Annotated in this window: 14 protein-coding genes and 3 pseudogenes; 9 read left to right on the top strand and 8 right to left on the bottom strand. The window is 70.3% G+C overall.

The genetic code is table 11. The annotated features are described in order from the left end of the window. Positions 1-199: 199 nt before the first annotated feature. Positions 200-676: pseudogene (locus ACF073_RS29025) on the bottom strand (hypothetical protein). Positions 677-757: 81 nt separating this feature from the next. On the opposite strand from ACF073_RS29025, the pseudogene ACF073_RS29020 reads away from it, so the two are divergent. Beyond that, positions 758-1,529: pseudogene (locus ACF073_RS29020) on the top strand (transposase). A gap of 33 nt (positions 1,530-1,562) precedes the next feature. On the opposite strand, the gene ACF073_RS29015 reads toward ACF073_RS29020, so the two are convergent. Next, the gene (locus tag ACF073_RS29015) at positions 1,563-1,856 is read right to left on the bottom strand and encodes a DUF6233 domain-containing protein (protein WP_392074519.1); all 294 of its coding nucleotides are present in this window, start codon (positions 1,854-1,856) and stop codon (positions 1,563-1,565) included. 103 nt (positions 1,857-1,959) lie between these two features. Between ACF073_RS29015 and ACF073_RS29010 the strand changes: the two are divergent. Then, positions 1,960-2,165, top strand: a pseudogene (locus ACF073_RS29010) (transposase); the annotation flags it as partial. A 1,357-nt stretch (positions 2,166-3,522) separates the two neighbouring features. On the opposite strand, the gene ACF073_RS29005 reads toward ACF073_RS29010, so the two are convergent. Continuing rightward, entirely contained in the window at positions 3,523-3,789 is a 267-nt protein-coding gene (locus tag ACF073_RS29005; protein ID WP_392074352.1) for a hypothetical protein, read from the bottom strand. 134 nt (positions 3,790-3,923) lie between these two features. Between ACF073_RS29005 and ACF073_RS29000 the strand changes: the two genes are divergently transcribed. Beyond that, positions 3,924-4,412, top strand: a complete 489-nt coding sequence (locus ACF073_RS29000) for a hypothetical protein (protein ID WP_392074351.1) — start codon at positions 3,924-3,926, stop codon at positions 4,410-4,412. A gap of 979 nt (positions 4,413-5,391) precedes the next feature. On the opposite strand, the gene ACF073_RS28995 is transcribed toward ACF073_RS29000, so the two are convergent. Both ACF073_RS28995 and ACF073_RS28990 read right to left on the bottom strand, forming a co-directional pair. Continuing rightward, a complete protein-coding gene (locus ACF073_RS28995; protein ID WP_392074350.1) occupies positions 5,392-6,327 on the bottom strand; it encodes a phosphotransferase family protein in 936 nt (311 codons plus the stop codon). Between the two features lie 391 nt (positions 6,328-6,718). Then, positions 6,719-8,113, bottom strand: coding sequence for an MFS transporter (locus ACF073_RS28990; RefSeq protein WP_392074518.1), 1,395 nt, complete (start codon positions 8,111-8,113; stop codon positions 6,719-6,721). A gap of 154 nt (positions 8,114-8,267) precedes the next feature. On the opposite strand from ACF073_RS28990, the gene ACF073_RS28985 reads away from it, so the two are divergent. The 5 genes from ACF073_RS28985 (at position 8,268) to ACF073_RS28965 (ending at position 11,509) form a co-directional block, all read left to right on the top strand. Next, positions 8,268-8,657 carry a winged helix-turn-helix transcriptional regulator gene (locus tag ACF073_RS28985; RefSeq protein WP_392074349.1) on the top strand — a complete coding sequence of 130 codons (390 nt, stop codon included), beginning with the start codon at positions 8,268-8,270 and terminating at the stop codon, positions 8,655-8,657. 289 nt (positions 8,658-8,946) lie between these two features. Continuing rightward, complete coding sequence (locus tag ACF073_RS28980) at positions 8,947-9,399, top strand: hypothetical protein (protein ID WP_392074348.1); 453 nt, start codon at positions 8,947-8,949, stop codon at positions 9,397-9,399. A gap of 158 nt (positions 9,400-9,557) precedes the next feature. Beyond that, positions 9,558-9,929, top strand: a complete 372-nt coding sequence (locus tag ACF073_RS28975) for a BlaI/MecI/CopY family transcriptional regulator (protein ID WP_392074347.1) — start codon at positions 9,558-9,560, stop codon at positions 9,927-9,929. Then, positions 9,926-10,867, top strand: coding sequence for a M56 family metallopeptidase (locus ACF073_RS28970; RefSeq protein WP_392074346.1), 942 nt, complete (start codon positions 9,926-9,928; stop codon positions 10,865-10,867). The genes ACF073_RS28975 and ACF073_RS28970 overlap by 4 nt, the downstream gene beginning before the upstream one ends. Positions 10,868-10,951: 84 nt before the next feature. After that, positions 10,952-11,509, top strand: coding sequence for a GNAT family N-acetyltransferase (locus ACF073_RS28965; protein WP_392074345.1), 558 nt, complete (start codon positions 10,952-10,954; stop codon positions 11,507-11,509). A gap of 21 nt (positions 11,510-11,530) precedes the next feature. On the opposite strand, the gene ACF073_RS28960 is transcribed toward ACF073_RS28965, so the two are convergent. Next, positions 11,531-12,853 (bottom strand): cytochrome P450, encoded by a 1,323-nt coding sequence (locus ACF073_RS28960; protein ID WP_392074344.1) that lies wholly within the window; start codon positions 12,851-12,853, stop codon positions 11,531-11,533. Between the two features lie 524 nt (positions 12,854-13,377). Here ACF073_RS28960 and ACF073_RS28955 point away from each other — a divergent pair. Continuing rightward, positions 13,378-14,793 (top strand): DEAD/DEAH box helicase, encoded by a 1,416-nt coding sequence (locus ACF073_RS28955; RefSeq protein WP_392074343.1) that lies wholly within the window; start codon positions 13,378-13,380, stop codon positions 14,791-14,793. A 104-nt stretch (positions 14,794-14,897) separates the two neighbouring features. Here ACF073_RS28955 and ACF073_RS28950 read toward each other — a convergent pair whose 3' ends face one another. Continuing rightward, the gene (locus ACF073_RS28950) at positions 14,898-15,650 is read right to left on the bottom strand and encodes a sirohydrochlorin chelatase (RefSeq protein WP_392074342.1); all 753 of its coding nucleotides are present in this window, start codon (positions 15,648-15,650) and stop codon (positions 14,898-14,900) included. A gap of 56 nt (positions 15,651-15,706) precedes the next feature. Next, the gene (locus ACF073_RS28945) at positions 15,707-16,846 is read right to left on the bottom strand and encodes a uroporphyrinogen-III synthase (protein WP_392074341.1); all 1,140 of its coding nucleotides are present in this window, start codon (positions 16,844-16,846) and stop codon (positions 15,707-15,709) included. Positions 16,847-16,985: the final 139 nt, after the last annotated feature.

Genomic DNA, 16,985 nt, shown 5'->3' with positions numbered 1-16,985 from the left:
GCCTGATGGGGCACGCTGTCGAGCCTTTCATCGCGATGAAGTCTTTGAGACCTTGCGCTGTACATCCGAGTAACTCGTCCCAAGGCTCATCATCTGCGGGGCCTTCTTGCGTACTCATCCCGGGAGGCCAGCCGAGCGGTCACGCTGCATCGATACCCAAGGGCCGCCCCGCAATAGATCTTCGCGGGTCGCGGGTGGGCTATCCCATGACGGCTCGGGCCGCGTCGAGAAACGCCAGCCGGTTGTCCTCCAGGTAGTCCCGCACGCTCTCGCCGTCGGGCAGGCCTTCCCACACGGTCCGGTTCAGGTCGAGGAAGTAGGCGCGTGCTGCGTCATGTACGGGCAGGGGGAATTGGATGCGAAGGAGTCGCTCCGCGACCCATAGCCTGTTCATGACGTCCTGGGTCGTGCGGTACCAGGGGTGGGTGTCGTCGAACTCTGCCGGTCGGCTGAAGGCGGCGCGCTCAGCCTCGGCCCCTACCTCGATGAACCGCTCCAGCAGCGCCAGCCGTTCCGCTCGGCGGGTCTCCGACAACGTGATCTGCTGGCGTTGCTGTTCGGCACGTTCCGCTGACTACCGAGTCCTGTGCTGGACGAGGTAGGACAGCGTGCCACCGAGGACAACGCCGCCCAACGATATGAGTGACACCCAGACCTGGCCCGACATGCCAGTCATCGTCCCATGCTGTTGATCTATGGAGACCAAGGTCCGTGGGGAAGCCTGCGTGTGCAAGCCGACGGTTGCGTTGATCTTGATGTGGCTGGTGTGATCACGGCGTCTGAGCCGTCCTGGATAGGCTCGTTCACCGGGCTGAGCCCTCGGCAGTTCGGCAAGCTGATTGCCGCGCTACGGGGCGATGGCGCGGCCCCGATCCGCAGGGGCCGACCGTGGCTCCTGCCTCTGGAGGACCGGGTTCTTCTGGTGGCCGCGTAGTGGCGCACGAACCTGACGTAGCGACAGCTCGCGCCCCTGTTGGGCATCTCGAAGGCGGCCGCCGACCGCATCGTCGACCACCTGGCGCCATTGCTCGCGCTGCAGCCCCACAAGCGGTTGCGCAGGGACACCTTACTGATCGTGGACGGGACCCTGGTGCCCGTGCGTGACCACACGATCGCCGAGCAGTCGAAGAAGTACAGGTACTCGACCAACCATCAAGTCGTCATCGACGTCGATACCCGGCTCGTCGTCGCCGTCGGCCGACCGCTGCCCGGCAACCGCAACGACTGCAAGGTAGGGGAGCTGTCTGGCGCCAAGGCCGCCGTCGGCAAAGCCACGGTCATCGCGGACGGCGGCTACCGGGGCACCGGCCCGGTCCTCCCGCACCGCCGCGAGCGCGGCCAGGCCGAGCTCCCGGGTTTGGAAAGAGGAACATGAGGCCTCCTACCGCAAGGTCCGCGCCCGCATCGAGCACGTCTTCGCCCGCATGAAGACCTGGAAGATCCCCCGCGACTGCCGTTCGAAAGGCGATGGCGTGCACCATGCCATGCTCGGCATTGCCCGCCCGCACAACCTCGCTCTCGCCGGGTAGCCGGGTAGCCGAGAAGGCGAGCAGGTCAGCAGGTCAGCAGGTCAGCCTAGTACGACGTCGATCATTTACGGGACAAGGCTTAGCTCGGTGTCCGGGCGGCAGTGCGGCAGCCGGCACCTGCTGCCGGAGTGCGTCCATCGCGTGTTCTCGGCTCGCCGGACGGCACCGACCGCTCTTCCTCGCGGTCCAGCAGTCGCCGACGTGGACCGAGTCGACGTTCGCCCGGCTCAGGCCGTGCCGGATGAGACGGTCCGCAGTCCGACGCTTCCGATCCTCGGCCGCGCGCTGCGCCTCGTGGTGTTCCTCTGCTGTGATCCAGCGTTCCATTTGCACGGGTCCTATATAGCCGAGCTGGCTGATCATCGTGAGGATAACGAGCGCTGTTTGGTGGTGCGCAACGGCTACCACCAGCTCAGGTCGGTGACCGTGATTGATCGCGATGGCCGACGGCTACCGCGAAGTCACCCGGCGCGGGATGCGTGCCCCGGTCCTGACTGTCGGCGACGGCGCGCTCGGCTTCTGGAGACCCTGGCGGGAGTCTTCCCCGAAGCCCGGCACCAAAGGTGCTGGGTTCACAAAATGGCCAATGTCGTCAACGCCTTGCCGAAGTCGGCGCAGCAACCGGCCCATCACGCCCACCCGGGCCCTTCCGGCCGGCGCAACGCTGCCCCCGGGCCCGCCGTCCGGCGCGGTCCCGCCGTGGCGCACCCCGCCTCCGCCCCCTCGCAACGGTTCCGCCGCGCGCGCCCGCGCCGCCTCTGGTCCCTATCTCGTTGTCCATCACGTCCAGCAGGTCGTCCTCGCCTCCCGCCGAGGAGAAGCGCCCGCCTCGCCTGTGGGGACGACTGTGGGACGCGTTGGTCACCTGGCGCATACTCGTCGCACTCCTCGCCGCCCTTCGCCTGGGCGGGCGCAGTCCGGTCGGTTTCTGGCGGCACACCGTCCACCAAGCCCGCGCCGAGGCCGGCATCAGTGCCGCGTACGGCAGCTGGAGGACGCGAGCATCGGCATCAAGGCCGGGACCATTCGCGCCGACCTCGCCCGTAGCCGCTGGCCGGTGCCGGACGACACCGAGAATGGCGTGAATCGTTGGTACGCGCGGACCGTCATGACGGCCATGATGAGCCGTCGCTGTTACCAGCGCCGTCGGAGCAACGAGGACGATGACGCCGCCCCGCCCCGCCCGCGACGTCGTGCACCGGGCTGGCTCGCTCTCACCGCCCCAAACCTCGACTGTCGCACGTGGTGTCGATCAAGATCCAAATGCCAGCCCCAGCATTGGGGAGACATTTAGTTCCTAGCATTTGGTGCGCAAACCGCTTCACATATTAGTTTGAGCGGGTAGATTTGTAGCTACACGAAGGTTGATCATCGCTTTCGTGCGAGGACGGAGGGCCCGCTCCTGGCCGAGCGAGCCCCCCGCGCGCCGCAGTTCACGAGCCCGGTCGCGTTGTTCGAGACCGGGCTCGCTGCGTGTGCAGCCCTGGCCGCGACCGTCTGTCGTGTGTGGACGTCCCTAATGAACGAACTGCCCCACGGTGGCGATGATCGCCACGAGCACGCCGACCGCAGCCAGCCCCACTGACCATTTCTCAGGGCCACTCCACTGCCTACGCGGTTTGCCCATGTCAGAACTCACCACTGCTCCTCCTTCTCCTCCTGCCACCTTGACCACCAAGGCGCCCGCCGGTCCCGGCGAAGAGATCGACGGAGAACTGGAGGAAGAGCAGGCGAAGCAGGGATAAGCATAGAAGGGCACCCAGGTGGACTCCTGCACAATCAAGAGAATTTCGACTATTTTAAGATCGAACGATAGGAATCGGCTGGGAGGCTTCACAACGCGACGCTGGTGCCCTCGCGGGTTCCAGCTTCCCGTATGAGTCGAGTGACCAGCGCTGCCCAGCGTCGTCCGTGAAGAACAGGGTAGGCCGGCTGCTGTGAGCAGTAGCTCTTTCCCAACGCTGTGAGGCGGACAGGACAGTCGTGCGAGCACCTAGCAGGTGAACGGGGATGGAGAGTTACTCGCCCAGGTCAGTGGGTTCCGTGGGTTGGGTGCCCGCTCCAGCTCCAGGTTCTGCTGCTGCACTCCCATGAATCGTGTCTGCTCGGTCATGAAATGCGATTGCCCGGTGATGAACTGCTGCTGTTCGCCGATCTGCTGTTGCTGACCTCTGATCGTCTGGTACGCGAACTCTGCCGCCGCGCCCGCGAACCCCGACGCCACCCAGGTTGAGACGTCGCCTCTCTGCACAGGCCCCATGCACCCCGTCTCGCCTAGCTCGTCCTACCCGTCACGGACGCCCGCCTTGCCGCGCCAGTCCGCCCCAGTGTCTTCGCCCCGCCTTCACGCAGGGCATGATGACCCCCCAGCTACAGCCCGTCCATGGGGGGACCATGAACACCCGCACGACCGCAGCCGCGCTCCTCGCGGCCGCCGCCCTCACGCTCACTGCCTGCTCGTCCAGCAGCGACTCCAACACCAAGAGCGCGCCGAGCCCGAAGACCTCCGCCAGCAAGCTCCAGGGTGAGCCCGCCGACCTCACCGCCAAGCAGGCCGCCGCCGAGCTTGCCGACGCCACCGGCGTCACCACCCTCGGCAGCCTGACCGACAACACCTCGGCCTGCTCGCAGAAAGCCGCTGGTAAGGAACCGAACGCCAACGACTGCACCCAGCTCATCACCACGGACACGGTGTCGATCTACGAGTTCAAGACACCGTCCGTCGCCGCGCACTGGGTCGAGGGGATGAAGACGACCGGCGACTGGCGGCAGGTCAGCCGCTTCGCCCTTGCCTGGACTGCCCGGGACCAGAAACTCACGGACGACGACCGTCGCGTGCAGCTGGTGAAAGCCCTGGAGAAGGCCACCGCGAACGAATCGTGACGTGAACTGTTTGCATCCTGGGAAGCCTGCTGCTCTGCGGGCCTTCGTCATGCCCAGGGGGACTGCCACGGACAAGGCCCGGACCATCACGATGTGCGCACCGGGCTGTGCGGCGCGCTCCTCATGGTCGGTAGGACCGAGCGCACCCTGAAGCGGAACATCATCGACTCGATCATCGAGCTGGTCGGCATGAAGCGCTGCTAATACAAGGCTGGCGCTGGGGGGAAGTCGTAATCTTCGTCCGCACCATCGACGTGGCCGGCGCGAACGATGAGCGGGTCGCCACCTCGTCTAGGGCGGTGTACTTGCCACTGGACGGCGCTCACGCCACTAGCGCGGTGCCCTCGTACGCCTCTAGGAGGCCCGTTGCGGTCCATGTAGCAGGCGTGGACCTCGGAGGGGGGAGACCTGGTACATCGTGTCTAAGCCGGGTGCCTCTCGGATGGCGGCCAGTTCGTTATCGACCCTCCGCGTGTCCAGGACGATGCGGGGGCCGGCCTTTTGGGCGGGGTGGGCGGCATCCAGCTCACGGAGGATGCGCCACTGACGCTCGCTGAGCGGGCCGGCACCGACCGTGCGGCACGCGCCGTTCCAGCGTGAGGCGTTGTTCCGGAAGATGGCCCGGGCCCAGAGACGGCTGCTCTGTCGAAGACGTGCCAGCCGCTGTTGCCCTTGATGCCCGGGACCACGTAGTTATCGATGAACAGAGGCCGACCGTCGATGATCACCATGCGGGGGCCGGGCAGAGAGGACAGACAAACTTCGGCGCCGTCCGCAGTCGTCTCGGCGATGTAGTCGCGGGTCTCAGCGTGATCGTGCCGCGGTGCCAGATCGAGCAGACTCAGACGCCGCGGTGTAATGCTGTGCGTGTTCGACCCGGGGGGAGTCCTCGGGGCCGGTGCACGGTAAGGCGCTGCCGGCTTGGCGAGCGACCAGGAGAACGTCAAGGCCACTGCGTCTGTCATGGTCGACCTCCCTGTCAGGAGTTCAGAACCTCGACCACGTCGTCACGCTCGAGCATGTCCACACACCACCGGAAGTGGCCGTCCGCACCCTTGGGGTCGTAGGCATTGCTCGTGATCAGTGCGTACACCGCGCGGTAGAGGAGGAGCAGCTCGCGGGGGTATCCGAAGCGCTTGATCGCGGCCTCGTCGAACGCCGCCTCGATACGCCGGTGCTGCGGCCCGTACATATCGATGATGCTCGCCGTGACGGCGACGTCGAACGCGGGATCGCCGGGTGTGGTCAGGAACCCGAAATCCAGTACCGCGGTCGGTCGCAACGACTCGTCGACCAGGATGTTCGCCGTGATCAGGTCGCCGTGCACCAGCCCGTCGCGACCGTGGCCCCAGGCGCGCACAAGGCGCTTCACCCGCTCCGCCTTCCCGGGGAGGTCCGTGACGGCGGAGTCGAGTTGCGGGCCGAAGCGGCTCAGACGGCGGTGGATGAGGGCGGTGAGGGAGCCTGCCCAGTCCGACCGGCTGTCCCGGAACGGAACGGATTCGTCCATGACGGGCAGGCGGCCGAGCCCACCGGAAGGGGACACGGCGCCCAGCTCGGCCAGCACATCGAGCACGTGGTCGCGTGCCCGCGGTCCGGGATCCCCGTCGACGCAAGGCGCCGTCTGGTCGAGGGGTGTGCCCGGCAGCTCCTCCTCGATGGTGCAGTGTCCCAGCTCGGACCCGTGGATGCGCAGGATGCGGGGGGTGGCGAAACTCAGTCCCTTGTCCGCCAGTTCGTCGTAGAACTCCTTGATCCCGATGAGGTCCCGCTCGTCCCGGCGGCCCCATACCTTGGCGACCGTCCCTCCCCCGAGGCGGTAGACAGCACCCTCCATCCCCCCGGCGAGGGGTTCGACGGCCGAATAGCCGAGCCCCGCCAGTTCGTCGATCCACCGCTGGTCGTGCTGTTCCACTATCGCTCCCAGAAAACCGAACCATGTCCCCGCAGGGGACGCCTGCTCACTCGATGAGCCTGGACAGCAGCGCCGCCGTCACCTCGATCATGCGGCGGGAGGCCGGCCAGCCGGATGAGCGACTCCGCCATGGGGGCCTCCCGCGTTGGGACTACCTCGGCGATTCCCGGCGCACTCAGGGCCTTGCTTCGGCAGGCGTCGGCGCCGAGCCGTTCCAGGCCGAGGCCGCCCCACGGCGCCGGCGCGGGGTGGGCGCCGAGCATGTCATGTCCGGCACTCGTTCGTACCCCTTCCCGGACACCATGCGGAGGGCGCTGATCAAATGCGGCACAGCAGTCCCCGTCCTCCCGTAGGCGCGGGACTCCCTCGCCCGGAGGGCGTTGCCGGCCGGTCAGCCGGCGGCGTTCTCGGCGACCGGCACGTCCGCTGTCGCCGGGCGCTGCGCCGGGGCGGCGGATCGCAGGAGGGCGGCGGCGAGGAGGAGGGAGAGGGTGACGAGGCAGGCGCCGATGCGGAAGGCCAGTCGGTAGCCGGCGGTGAGTGCTGAGAGGGTGCTCGCCCCGTCGGCCAGCAGGGTGTCCGTGTGCGTGGTGGCGAGCGTGCTGAGGACGGCGAGGCCGAAGGCGGCGCCGATCTGCTGCATGGTGTTGAACATGCCCGAGGCGATTCCCGAGTCCCGGGGTGTGGCCGCCGACATCGCGAGCGTGGCCAGTGCTGGCATCGCGAGGCCGAAGCCGATGCCGAGCGGCAGCAGCGCGGGCAGGACGTCCACGGCATAGCTGCCGCCCGCCGGGACGCGGCCGAGTGCGGCGAGACCTGCCGCGATCAGCGAGAGCCCCGGAAGGAGCACGGCGCGGGGGCCGAACCGAGTGATCAGCTTGGGCGAGAGGCCGAGGGACAGCGCGCCGATCGCGACCGACACCGGGAAGACGCCGAGGCCGGTGTGTATCTCGTCGAAGCCGAGCACCTTCTGCAGATAGAGCACGCACAGGAACTGGAAGCTGAACATCCCGGCCACCATGAGCGCCTGGATCCCCATGGCTCCCACGACGTTGCGCGAGCGGAACACGCGCAGCGGCAGGAGCGGGTGGGCCGCCTTCGCCTGGCGGGCGACGAATGCCAGGAGCAGGGCGAGTGCCGCGGTGCCGAAGCCCAGGGTGTGCGCGGACGTCCAGCCGTGATCGGTGGTCTCGACGATCGTGTAGACGCCGAGCATCAGCGCGGAGGTGACCATGAGCGCCCCCGCCACGTCGGTCCCCTTGCCGAGGCCGCCACCTTGCTCGGGCGTGAGTACGCGCCAGGCCGCCAGCACGGCTGCGATGCCGATCGGGACGTTGACGAAGAAGACCCAGTGCCAGCTGATGGTCTGCGTCAGGGCGCCGCCGGCGAGGAGGCCCAGCGAGCCGCCGGCGGACTGGACGAAGCTGTAGAGGCCGATGGCCTTGGCCCGCTCCTTCGGCCGCGGGAAGAGGGTCACGACCATGCCGAGAGTGACGGCGGAGGTCACCGCGCCGCCGAGACCCTGGACGAACCGGGAGGCGAGCAGCATCGCCGGGTCCTCGGACACACCGCACAGCAGCGAGGCGGCCGTGAAGAGGCCCAGGCCGGCCATGAACACGCGCTTGCGCCCGATGAGGTCGCCGAGCCGTCCGGCAAGCAGCAGCAGGCCGCCGAAGGGGACCAGGTAGGCGTTGACCACCCAGGCCAGGCTGGACGAGGAGAAGCCGAGGCTGTGCTGGATGGACGGCAGGGCCACGTTCACGATGGTCCCGTCGAGGACGACCATCAACTGCCCGGCGCAGAGCACGGCAAGTGCCGCCCAACGCGATGTCTGTGCTGATGAGTTGGTGCTCCGCACGGGGAACCCCTTCCAATGGTGCACGATTTGTTACAGCGGTCATCATCTGTAACCATGGCGTGCGGCGGAAGGAGGCACTTTCATGTCACGCAGTCACACCGATGTGTCCGACCAGGTCAGCAACGAGGCGTGCCCGATCACCGAGGTGCTCGACCACGTAGCGGGCAAGTGGAGCATCGGAATCCTCGTCGCCGCCGCACACGGGCCGGTCCGGTTCACCGAGTTGGAACGCACCATCACGGGCATCAGCCGGCGCATGCTCACCCTGAACCTGCGCAAGCTGGAACGCGACGGCCTGCTGATCCGGACCGTCTACCCCACCGTGCCGCCCAGGGTGGAATACAGCCTCACGCCCATGGCCCGCGAACTCCACGCGACGCTCACCGGGCTCGTCGGCTGGGCGGAACGGCACCGGACCGACATCACCGCCGCTCGCGCCGCCTACGACGCCGCCACCGCACCGGAGTCCTGACACCTACGCGGAATCCGGCAGGTGTTGAACGGTCGGCTGCCGGCCGGCGGACGCTCTGACTCCGAGAACACGGGCGGAGGTGCAGCCGCAAGCCGCGGACCCCCGCGCGACCGCGGTGAGGACGCTGAGCAGGTCGTAGATCACCTCTTGTGAGGTTCAGGCGGTCTCCATCAGGAGCGTTTCCGCGGCTCAGGTCCTTGTGGCAGAAGCACGCACCACGTCGCGACTGATGCGGGGCCTGAGTATTCCTACTCAGGCCCCAGGCTCTCGATCAGGGAAGGCTGCGGGCATGAACACCTCCCGCACGGAACCACGTCGCGTCATACCGCAACTGTCCGGAGCGGCTGTCACCGGCGCGGTCCTGGCCGGCGGTGCCGTGTCCTTCTTCTCCTGGGTCAAGCAGCACAGCGACCAGGCATGCGAGGGGACGGACGGCCTCTGCTGGACCTGGTGGGACTGGGCAGTCATCCCCCTCACCTTTTCGACCGCCCTGATCGTCCTGATCACCGTCTACAAGCAACTCGACATCAGGCCACGGCTCGCAGTCATCCCGCCGACGATCCTTCTGGCGCCGTTCCCTCTCCTCGCCGCTCAAGCGACTGCCGGCTGGTGGACTGCCGCCGTCGCGGGCGGAGCATGGTCGTGCTCCCTCGCGCTGGCCGCATGGAGCCGCTACCGGATCCCGGGGATCACGGCTTCAGCCGCGCTTCTGCTCGCGTCCCTCGTCGTCCTCTACCACTGAGAGGGACCGGAGCGCCTGGACCTGGGGGCTCGCCGCAGTGGACCGTGGTCCTCGGCGACGGGCGGCACCCTCACCCGGTGCTGTGTGCCTAGGCTGTGTCCACGGGAGAAGATAGGTCTACCTCGTTGTAGACGATCTCGTTGGGGAGGATGGGTTCCATGACGGACAGCGCGAGTGAGCGTCGGCCCGCGGGCGAGCTGGAGTCCAGCGTTCTGACGGCGCTGTGGGCGGCCGGTCAGCCGCAGTCGGCTGCCCAGGTCAGGGCGGCGTTGCCGCAGCCGCTGGCCCGTACGACCGTGGCGACCCTGCTCATCCGCCTGTACGAGAAGGGCGTGGTCGGACGCCGGCCCGGCGGACGCGGTTTCCTCTACTTCCCGGTGGAGGACTCGCACGGGCTGACGGCTCGGCGCATGCACCGGGAACTCGATCAGGACGCCGACCGCAGTACGGTCCTCGCCCGCTTCGTCGAAGGGCTCAGCGTGACGGACGAAGCAGAGCTGAGGCGCTTGCTGGAGGAGAACGGCCGATGATCGCCCTGCTGCTCCTCCCTCTCGCGCTGCCATGGTTCCTGCCGCTGCTCGCCCGGCGCGCGGTCGCCCGAGTGCACCCCGAGGTCGCGTTGTGGGCGATCACCGTCTCCGCTGCCGCCCTGGCCATCGGAGTCGTGGCGTGCCTGGGCGCCCTGCTCCTGCCCGTGGCCCTCGCCGTGCCCGCGCTCGCCGCCGTCGCGCACCTCGTCGAACCGCTCCGGGCCGGTCCACGAGTGCTGGTGCTGGGGGTGTCCGTGATGGCCGCCGGCACCCTCATGATCACGTGCGTCACCGTCGCCCGGCGCGTCTGGTCGGAGTCGCGGCGGCTGGGCGCCGTCCGCGGCGGCGTCGCCCACCTTCCGCACGCCGGCGGGTTGTGCGTCGTCGACGATCCCCGCCCTGACGCCTTCGCGCTGCCCGGCGGTCTGCGCGGCCAGGCGCGCATCGTGGTCACCACCGGCATGCTCCGCGCTCTGGACGCGCGCGAGCGGGAGACCCTCCTGGCCCACGAACGCGCGCACCTCGCGGGGCGGCACCACCTCTTCCTCGCCGTGGTGCAGCTTGCCGGCTGGTGCCATCCGGCGCTGGCCGCCGTGGTACCCCAGGTGTCCTTCGCGGCGGAACGAGCCGCGGACGAGGTTGCGGCGCGCGCCACCGGTGACCGGAAGCTCACCGCGCGGGCCGTCGGCCGAGCGGCGCTGGCCGCCACCCGAGGGCCGGGACCGGGCCAGTTGCCCGTGGTCGCCGCCGGCGCGGTGACCGGTCCTGTTCCGGCGCGGGTCAAAGCCCTTCTCTTCCAGGCGCCGGTGCGGCGCGTCGCTCCCGTACTGCTGGCCATGGCGCTGACGTGCTCGCTCGCCGCGGCGTCCGCCTTCTCGGGCGCTGTCCTGCTGCACCGCGGTGTAGAGGTGGCCCAGGGGGAGAATCCGTCCGGCTGACGGATGCGGGGCAAGGGCAGCGGGCCGCATCCGCCCCGGCGTGCCTCTCGGCCTCGCGCGCACCGCGGCGTGTTCCAATCGGGCATGGCATCGTCCTGGACCGGTGAACGGGTACGCCTGCGAGCTATCGAGCCCGACGACTGGACAGTATTCGCACGCCTCGCCGACGACGACGCGCGGCCGGGGAGCCGGCTGGAGCTGCCTCGCTCCGCCGAGAGCCACCGTGCCTGGGCGAAGGAGCAAGCCCTCGCCGAGTGCGTTGCCGACCGCTTCCGGCTGGCAGTCGAGACGCGGGCCGGGAAGGAACTGGTCGGCACGATCGGATCGCATCGCACCGGTCCTCGCTCGGGCTGGTTCGAATTCGATGTCACGATCGGCGCCGAGCACCGGGGCAGGGGCTACGCGACAGAGGCCCTTGCGCTGCTGCTGCGCTTCATGTTCGCCGAGCGGCGCTATCACAAGTGCCTGGCGGTGATCTTCGCCCACAACGAGGCGTCGCTGGCACTCACACGTCGGCTCGGCTTCACCGAGGAGGGGCGCCTTCGGGAACACGTCTTCTTCGCCGGCCGGCACCATGACCTCATCATGATGGGCCTGCTCGCCGACGAGTTCGACCAGCAGCACACGGTGAGCGAACCGTGAGGGGCGGAACACGGGAGTCGGTCACGGGGAGCGGGGCCGGTCCGGGCCGCGCGCGGTGGCACGCAGGCGCAAGCCGGCGGTCGCGAGGCCCTCGAAGGTCGTGACTTGGTAGCCGGGTTCCGGGCCGGGCGGCTCGCTCAAGCGGTGGCAGCGGGCCGTGTGCGCGGTCAGGAGCGTCAGCATCGCCATGGCCAGCGCGGTTCCCTCGCAGCCGTGCGGCCCGGTGCCGAAGGAGAGGAAGGCCCCGGCGTCCTCCGGCGAGCCCGCGGCGGTGAGCCAGCGCTCGGGCCGGAACCGGTCCGGGTCGGCGTGTTCGCGGGCGTCCCGGTGTGCGGTGTAGGGGCAGACGAGAACGGTGGACCCGGCGTCGATGGTGTAGTCGGCGAGCTGAGTCTGCCGTGTGGCCCGCCGGGTCAGCAGCCAGCTCGGCGGGTACAGCCGGAGCACCTCGCGTACCAGTGCCCGGGTGTACCGCAGGCCGTCGACGTGGGCGCTGGTCGTCGCTGCCGGGTCCGCGGGCAGCGAGGCGGCCTCGGCAGCGACCCGGTCCGCTGCCTGGGGGTGCCGGGCCAGGTGGAGCAGGATCCATCCGGCCGCCCGGGTAGGCGCCTCGAAGGTGGCGACGGTGATGCCGGGGAGGGTGTCGAGAACCGCCTCTTCCGGCAGCGGGCCGTAGCGGGCGGAGGGCAGGAGCATCTGCCCGAGCACGTCGTCGCCGAGCCGGCCCGATGAAAGGCGCCGGCGGACGATGGGCCGCAACGCGTCGGTGAAAGCGGTCTGCTGCCGGGTGCGGAACCGCCGTGCCGGTGTGGGGACCCACCGCGGCCACTCCCAGCGCGAGGGGCGTACGAGCACTTCCCGGGCGAGGAAGAGCTGTGCGGCGAAGGGCAGCAGGGTCGCAGCGTCCTCGGAGAAGAGGTAGCGGACGCCGATCTCCGCCAGGGTGTGCCGGGCGGCGGACAGGACGTCGACGTCCCGGTCCGTGGGCCACCGCTCGGCGAAGAGCGCGGCTCCGGTTGCGATCTCACCGATCCGGGCCGCGACCGCCTGCGCGCGCAGTCCGCGCATACGGGCGGCGTGAGCGTGCGTACGCTCCGCCGCCGTCGGTGCTCCGTTCGACCCTTTCAACGGCGGGAAGAGGGGCGAGGGCGCCTTGGGGAAGTCCTGCGCGCGGTGCAGCACCGCTCCACACGGTCCGGCCGTGGCGGCCACGTAGACACCCGGCTCCAGCTGCCAGACGTCCCCGCACTCGTCGGCGCCGCGGCGTGCCATCGCCAGCCGGTCACGGCTCCAGGCTGCGAAGCCGCCCCCGGACAACCGGGGCGGCTCGTTCATCCGGTCCATGAGATCGTCCCCCGACATCCGTACCTGTCGGCCTGTCGGCTTGTCCGCCTGTTCGGGTCGATTACGTCCGCCTGTCCGGGTTGATTCCGTCGGCGGCGCGGCCGCACTCCTGCGGGCGCCCGGGGGCGCCCGCAGGGATTGTCGTCAGACTCAGTCCTCGCCGGCGTACGCGTCCCATTCGTGGGCCCCGTACGCGCCGTAGCGGCGGGCGAAGGACAGTTTGCCGAGCAGCTTGGCGATCATGGTGCGCTCCTCTCGCCTGTCTGAGCCCCTCCAGTCGAGGGTTCCGGCGAACCCACCTGCGCATGATCCTGCGTTTGCCATTTTCTCACACATGCCGTATATGTCACATTTTGGCCATCAAGGGAGAAGGGGGCTGCGGCGGCGGTCGGCGCTCCGTGTTACTCTCCACTCTTTGCGCACTCATGGCGGCTGACGGTTCTGCCCTCTCGGTGGCCCTTGTCTCGTCGGTCGCTCGTTCCTGCCGGGCCTTCCTCGGTACGTTCCTCTGCGGAAGGCTCTTCGTGAATCACCCCGATCGCCCCGGCACCTCGCACGACGGCCTCACCGAGCCGGTGACCGCTGCCCCCGCGGAGTCGCCGGCCGCTTCCTTCGCCGACCTGGGACTGCCGGCCGAGGTGCTGCGGAAGCTGACCGAACTCGGTGTGCGCGAGCCCTTCCCGATCCAGGCGGCCACGGTGCCCAGTGCCCTCGCGGGACGTGACGTCCTGGGGCGCGGGCGCACCGGATCGGGCAAGACGCTCGCCTTCGGCCTTCCGCTGCTCGCACGGACAGCAGGGCGGCGCGCGGAACCGAAGCAGCCCCTGGCGCTGATCCTGGTGCCCACCCGGGAGCTGGCCCAGCAGGTCACCGACGCGCTCGCGCCGTTCGCCGAGGCGCTGCGGCTGCGGATGGCCGCCGTCGTCGGCGGTATGTCGATCGGCCGGCAGTCCGCCGCGCTGCGCGCCGGAGCCGAGGTCGTCGTGGCCACCCCGGGCCGTCTGCAGGACCTCATCGAGCGCAAGGACTGCCGTCTGGGACGGGTGCGGATCACCGTCCTCGACGAGGCCGACCAGATGTGCGACATGGGCTTCCTGCCGCAGGTCACCGAGGTGCTCGACCAGGTGCGTCCCGACGGGCAGCGGATGCTGTTCTCGGCCACCCTGGACCGCGACGTCGACCAGCTGGTCCGCGGATACCTCCACGACCCCGTCGTCCACTCGGTCGATCCGTCGGCGGGCGCGGTCACGACGATGAACCATCACGTTCTGGTCGTCCACGGCCCCGACCGGTACGCCGTCACCACGGAGATCGCCGCCCGCGACGGTCGTGTGCTGCTGTTCCTGGACACCAAGCACGCCGTCGACCAGCTCACCCGGCATCTGCGGGCCAGCGGGGTGCACGCGGCGGCCCTGCACAGCGGCAAGTCCCAGCCGCAGCGCACCCGCACCCTCGCGCAGTTCAAGAACGGCCAGGTCACCGTTCTGGTGGCGACCAACGTCGCGGCGCGCGGCCTGCACGTCGACGACCTTGATCTCGTGGTCAACGTCGACCCGCCCACCGACCCCAAGGACTATGTGCACCGCGCGGGCCGCACCGCCCGGGCGGGGGAGCCCGGCAGCGTCGTCACGCTGGTGCTGTCGGGCCAGCGCCGTGAGCTGAGCCGGCTGATGGCCGAGGCCGGAGTCGAGCCGAAGATCACCAAGGTGCGCTCGGGCGAGGCGGAGCTGAGCCGGATCACCGGCGCCAAAGCCCCCTCCGGCACCCCGCTCGACGGCGGCCCCGCCGCACCTCGGCCCAAGAACCACAACGCCCCCTTCCGTGGCCTGGGCACCAGCAAGGACGCCTCCCGCGGCACCGGCGGCAAGTCGCGGAAGGCCGGCGAGGCCCGCAAGCTCGCCGAGGCCCGAAAAGCGGCCCAGATGCGCCGCGGCGGCTGAGAGCCGCCGCACCGACGGCCGAATTCCCCGGACCGTCGCTTCGGGGGACCGTCGCCTCGGGGGACCGGCGGTCCCGGCCGCTGCGGAACGTCAGCCGTCACGCGTCAAGCCGCGCCCTGCCCCGGCCCGCCCCTCCTCCCTGTCGAGCCGTGCCCTGCCCCCCCCGGCCGCCCCTCCTCCCCGAGGGGCAGGCGTCCGAGCGCCTGGTCGTAGCGGAGCGCGACCAGGCGGGCCAGTGACGCGTGCGTGCCCAGCGGCGCCGAGGTGAGGCGGGCGCCTGATCGGGCGGCGCGGCGTGCGAAGAAGCCGGGGCTCACCAGGTACGGGGCGACGGCGATACGGGAGTGCCCCTCGGCGCGGAGGGCGGCGACGGCCTCGGCGGGGGAGGGACCGGCCGCGCAGAGGTAGGCGGGGACGACGTCCTGGCGTCCCCGCAGCCGCACGCGCAGCAGTGCGGCCATGGCCGCGGCGCCGGCGTTGGCGCGGGGATCGGTGGAACCGGCCGCGGCGAGTACGACGGGCCCGTCTCCCGAGCCCCAACCGGCCTCGGCCAGACGGTCGTCGAGGGCGTCGGCCAGCAGGGGGTGGGGGCCGAGGACGTCGGCCACCCGGGCACGCAGGTGCGGTGCCGAGGCGAGGGCCTCGGGGATGTCGACGCGGACGTGGTAGCCGGCTCCGAGCAGCAGGGGCACGAGGACCACCTCACCGCGCAGTCGGGCGAGGGCCTCGGTCAGGGAGGGCGCGACGAGATCGAGGAAGCAGCGTTCCACGCGCAGGTCGGGCCGCAGGGCACGTACGCGGTCGACCAGCGCGTCGGTGACCGCGACGCCCTCGGCGTCCCGGGTGCCGTGGGCCACGGCGAGAAGAGTCGGCGGGAACGGGCGGCCGGGGACTGCCCGAGGAGCGGTCCTGGTCATCCCGCCGCCAGGCGGTAGCCGCGCTTGGGCACGGTCCTGACCAGGTCGCTGTGCGGGCCGAGCGCGGCGCGCAGCCGGGCGACGGCGGCTTCCACGGCGTGCTCGTCGGCGTCGGACTCCGCCCAGGCGCGGCGCAGGAGTTCGGCGCGGCTGATGACCCAGCCCGGCCGTTCCGCCAGTGCGCGCAGCAGCGTCGCGCCTTTGGGCGAGAGCCAGTAGCGCTCCTCGTCGACCAGGAGCGCACTGCCTTGCAGCACCAACGTACGGCCGGCGAGACGCAGTTCCTGGCGGCCGCGTGCGGGCAGCGTCTCGGTGAGCGTCCGCACGAGCGCGCCGAGACGCCCGCGTTCCGGCCAGACCACGGGCAGCCCGGCGTCCAGCAGCGGCCGTGCGCACACCGGGCCCACGCAGACCGGCAGGACATCACGGGACATGGCCTCCAGAACCCGCTCGTGCAGGCCGTCGGCGGTCGCTGTCTGCAGGAAGGCGGTGATCGCGGGCGCGCTGGTGAAGGCCAGGGCGTGGACCTCGCGGCGTACGGTCGACTCGACCAGCCGCCGGACCGGCCCCGGGTCCTCCGGCGGAGCCCAGCGGTAGACCGGGACCGTGACGACCTCGGCACCCCGCTCCCGGAGAGCCGCGCTGAAGGCGGCCAGCGGCAGGCCGTGTTCCTGCACCGCGATGCGGCGGCCGGCCAGCGGTTGTGCCAGCAGCCAGGTCAGGAGTTCGTCCGTCGCCTCGCTCGCGGGGGAGTAGGCCTCGTCCAGCCCGCTGGCGCGGACGGCGCCGGTCGCCTTGGGCCCCCGTGTCAGGACGACCGCGTCCCGGCAGACGGCCGACAGCTCGGCACCCCGCCCCCAGCCGTCGGCGGCGCTCATCCAGCCGCGCCAGCCGACGCCCGTGGTCGCCACGACGTAGTCCAGTGGTGCGGTGAGGCACGACTCGGTGGCCCGGCGCAGTGCGATGTCGTCCTCCAGCGGGAGGATGCGCAGGGCCGGAGCCTCGACCACGCGTGCGCCGCGCCGGGTCAGCAGCGCGACCAGTTCGTCGCGACGGCGCGCGGCGGTCACCCCGACGGTGAACCCGGTCAGCGGACCCGCCGGCTCGGCCGGGGCGGGATTGACGTTGGTGCCCATGGACGCAGGCTCCGGGCACGCGGTTTCCGCCAGGTTGCCCCGCCGTCACGCGCCGGTTAGCGAAATGCTTCACGGTGTTACGGCACATGTCCTGCGGCGCACCCCGTCCGGCCCGTGGTGTGAGCGACGTGTACCGCGG

Origin of the sequence: Streptomyces sp. NPDC015171 (assembly GCF_043079545.1) — a bacterium.
Classification (GTDB): Bacteria; Actinomycetota; Actinomycetes; order Streptomycetales; family Streptomycetaceae; genus Streptomyces.
This window is presented reverse-complemented; position numbering and strand designations above follow the sequence as displayed.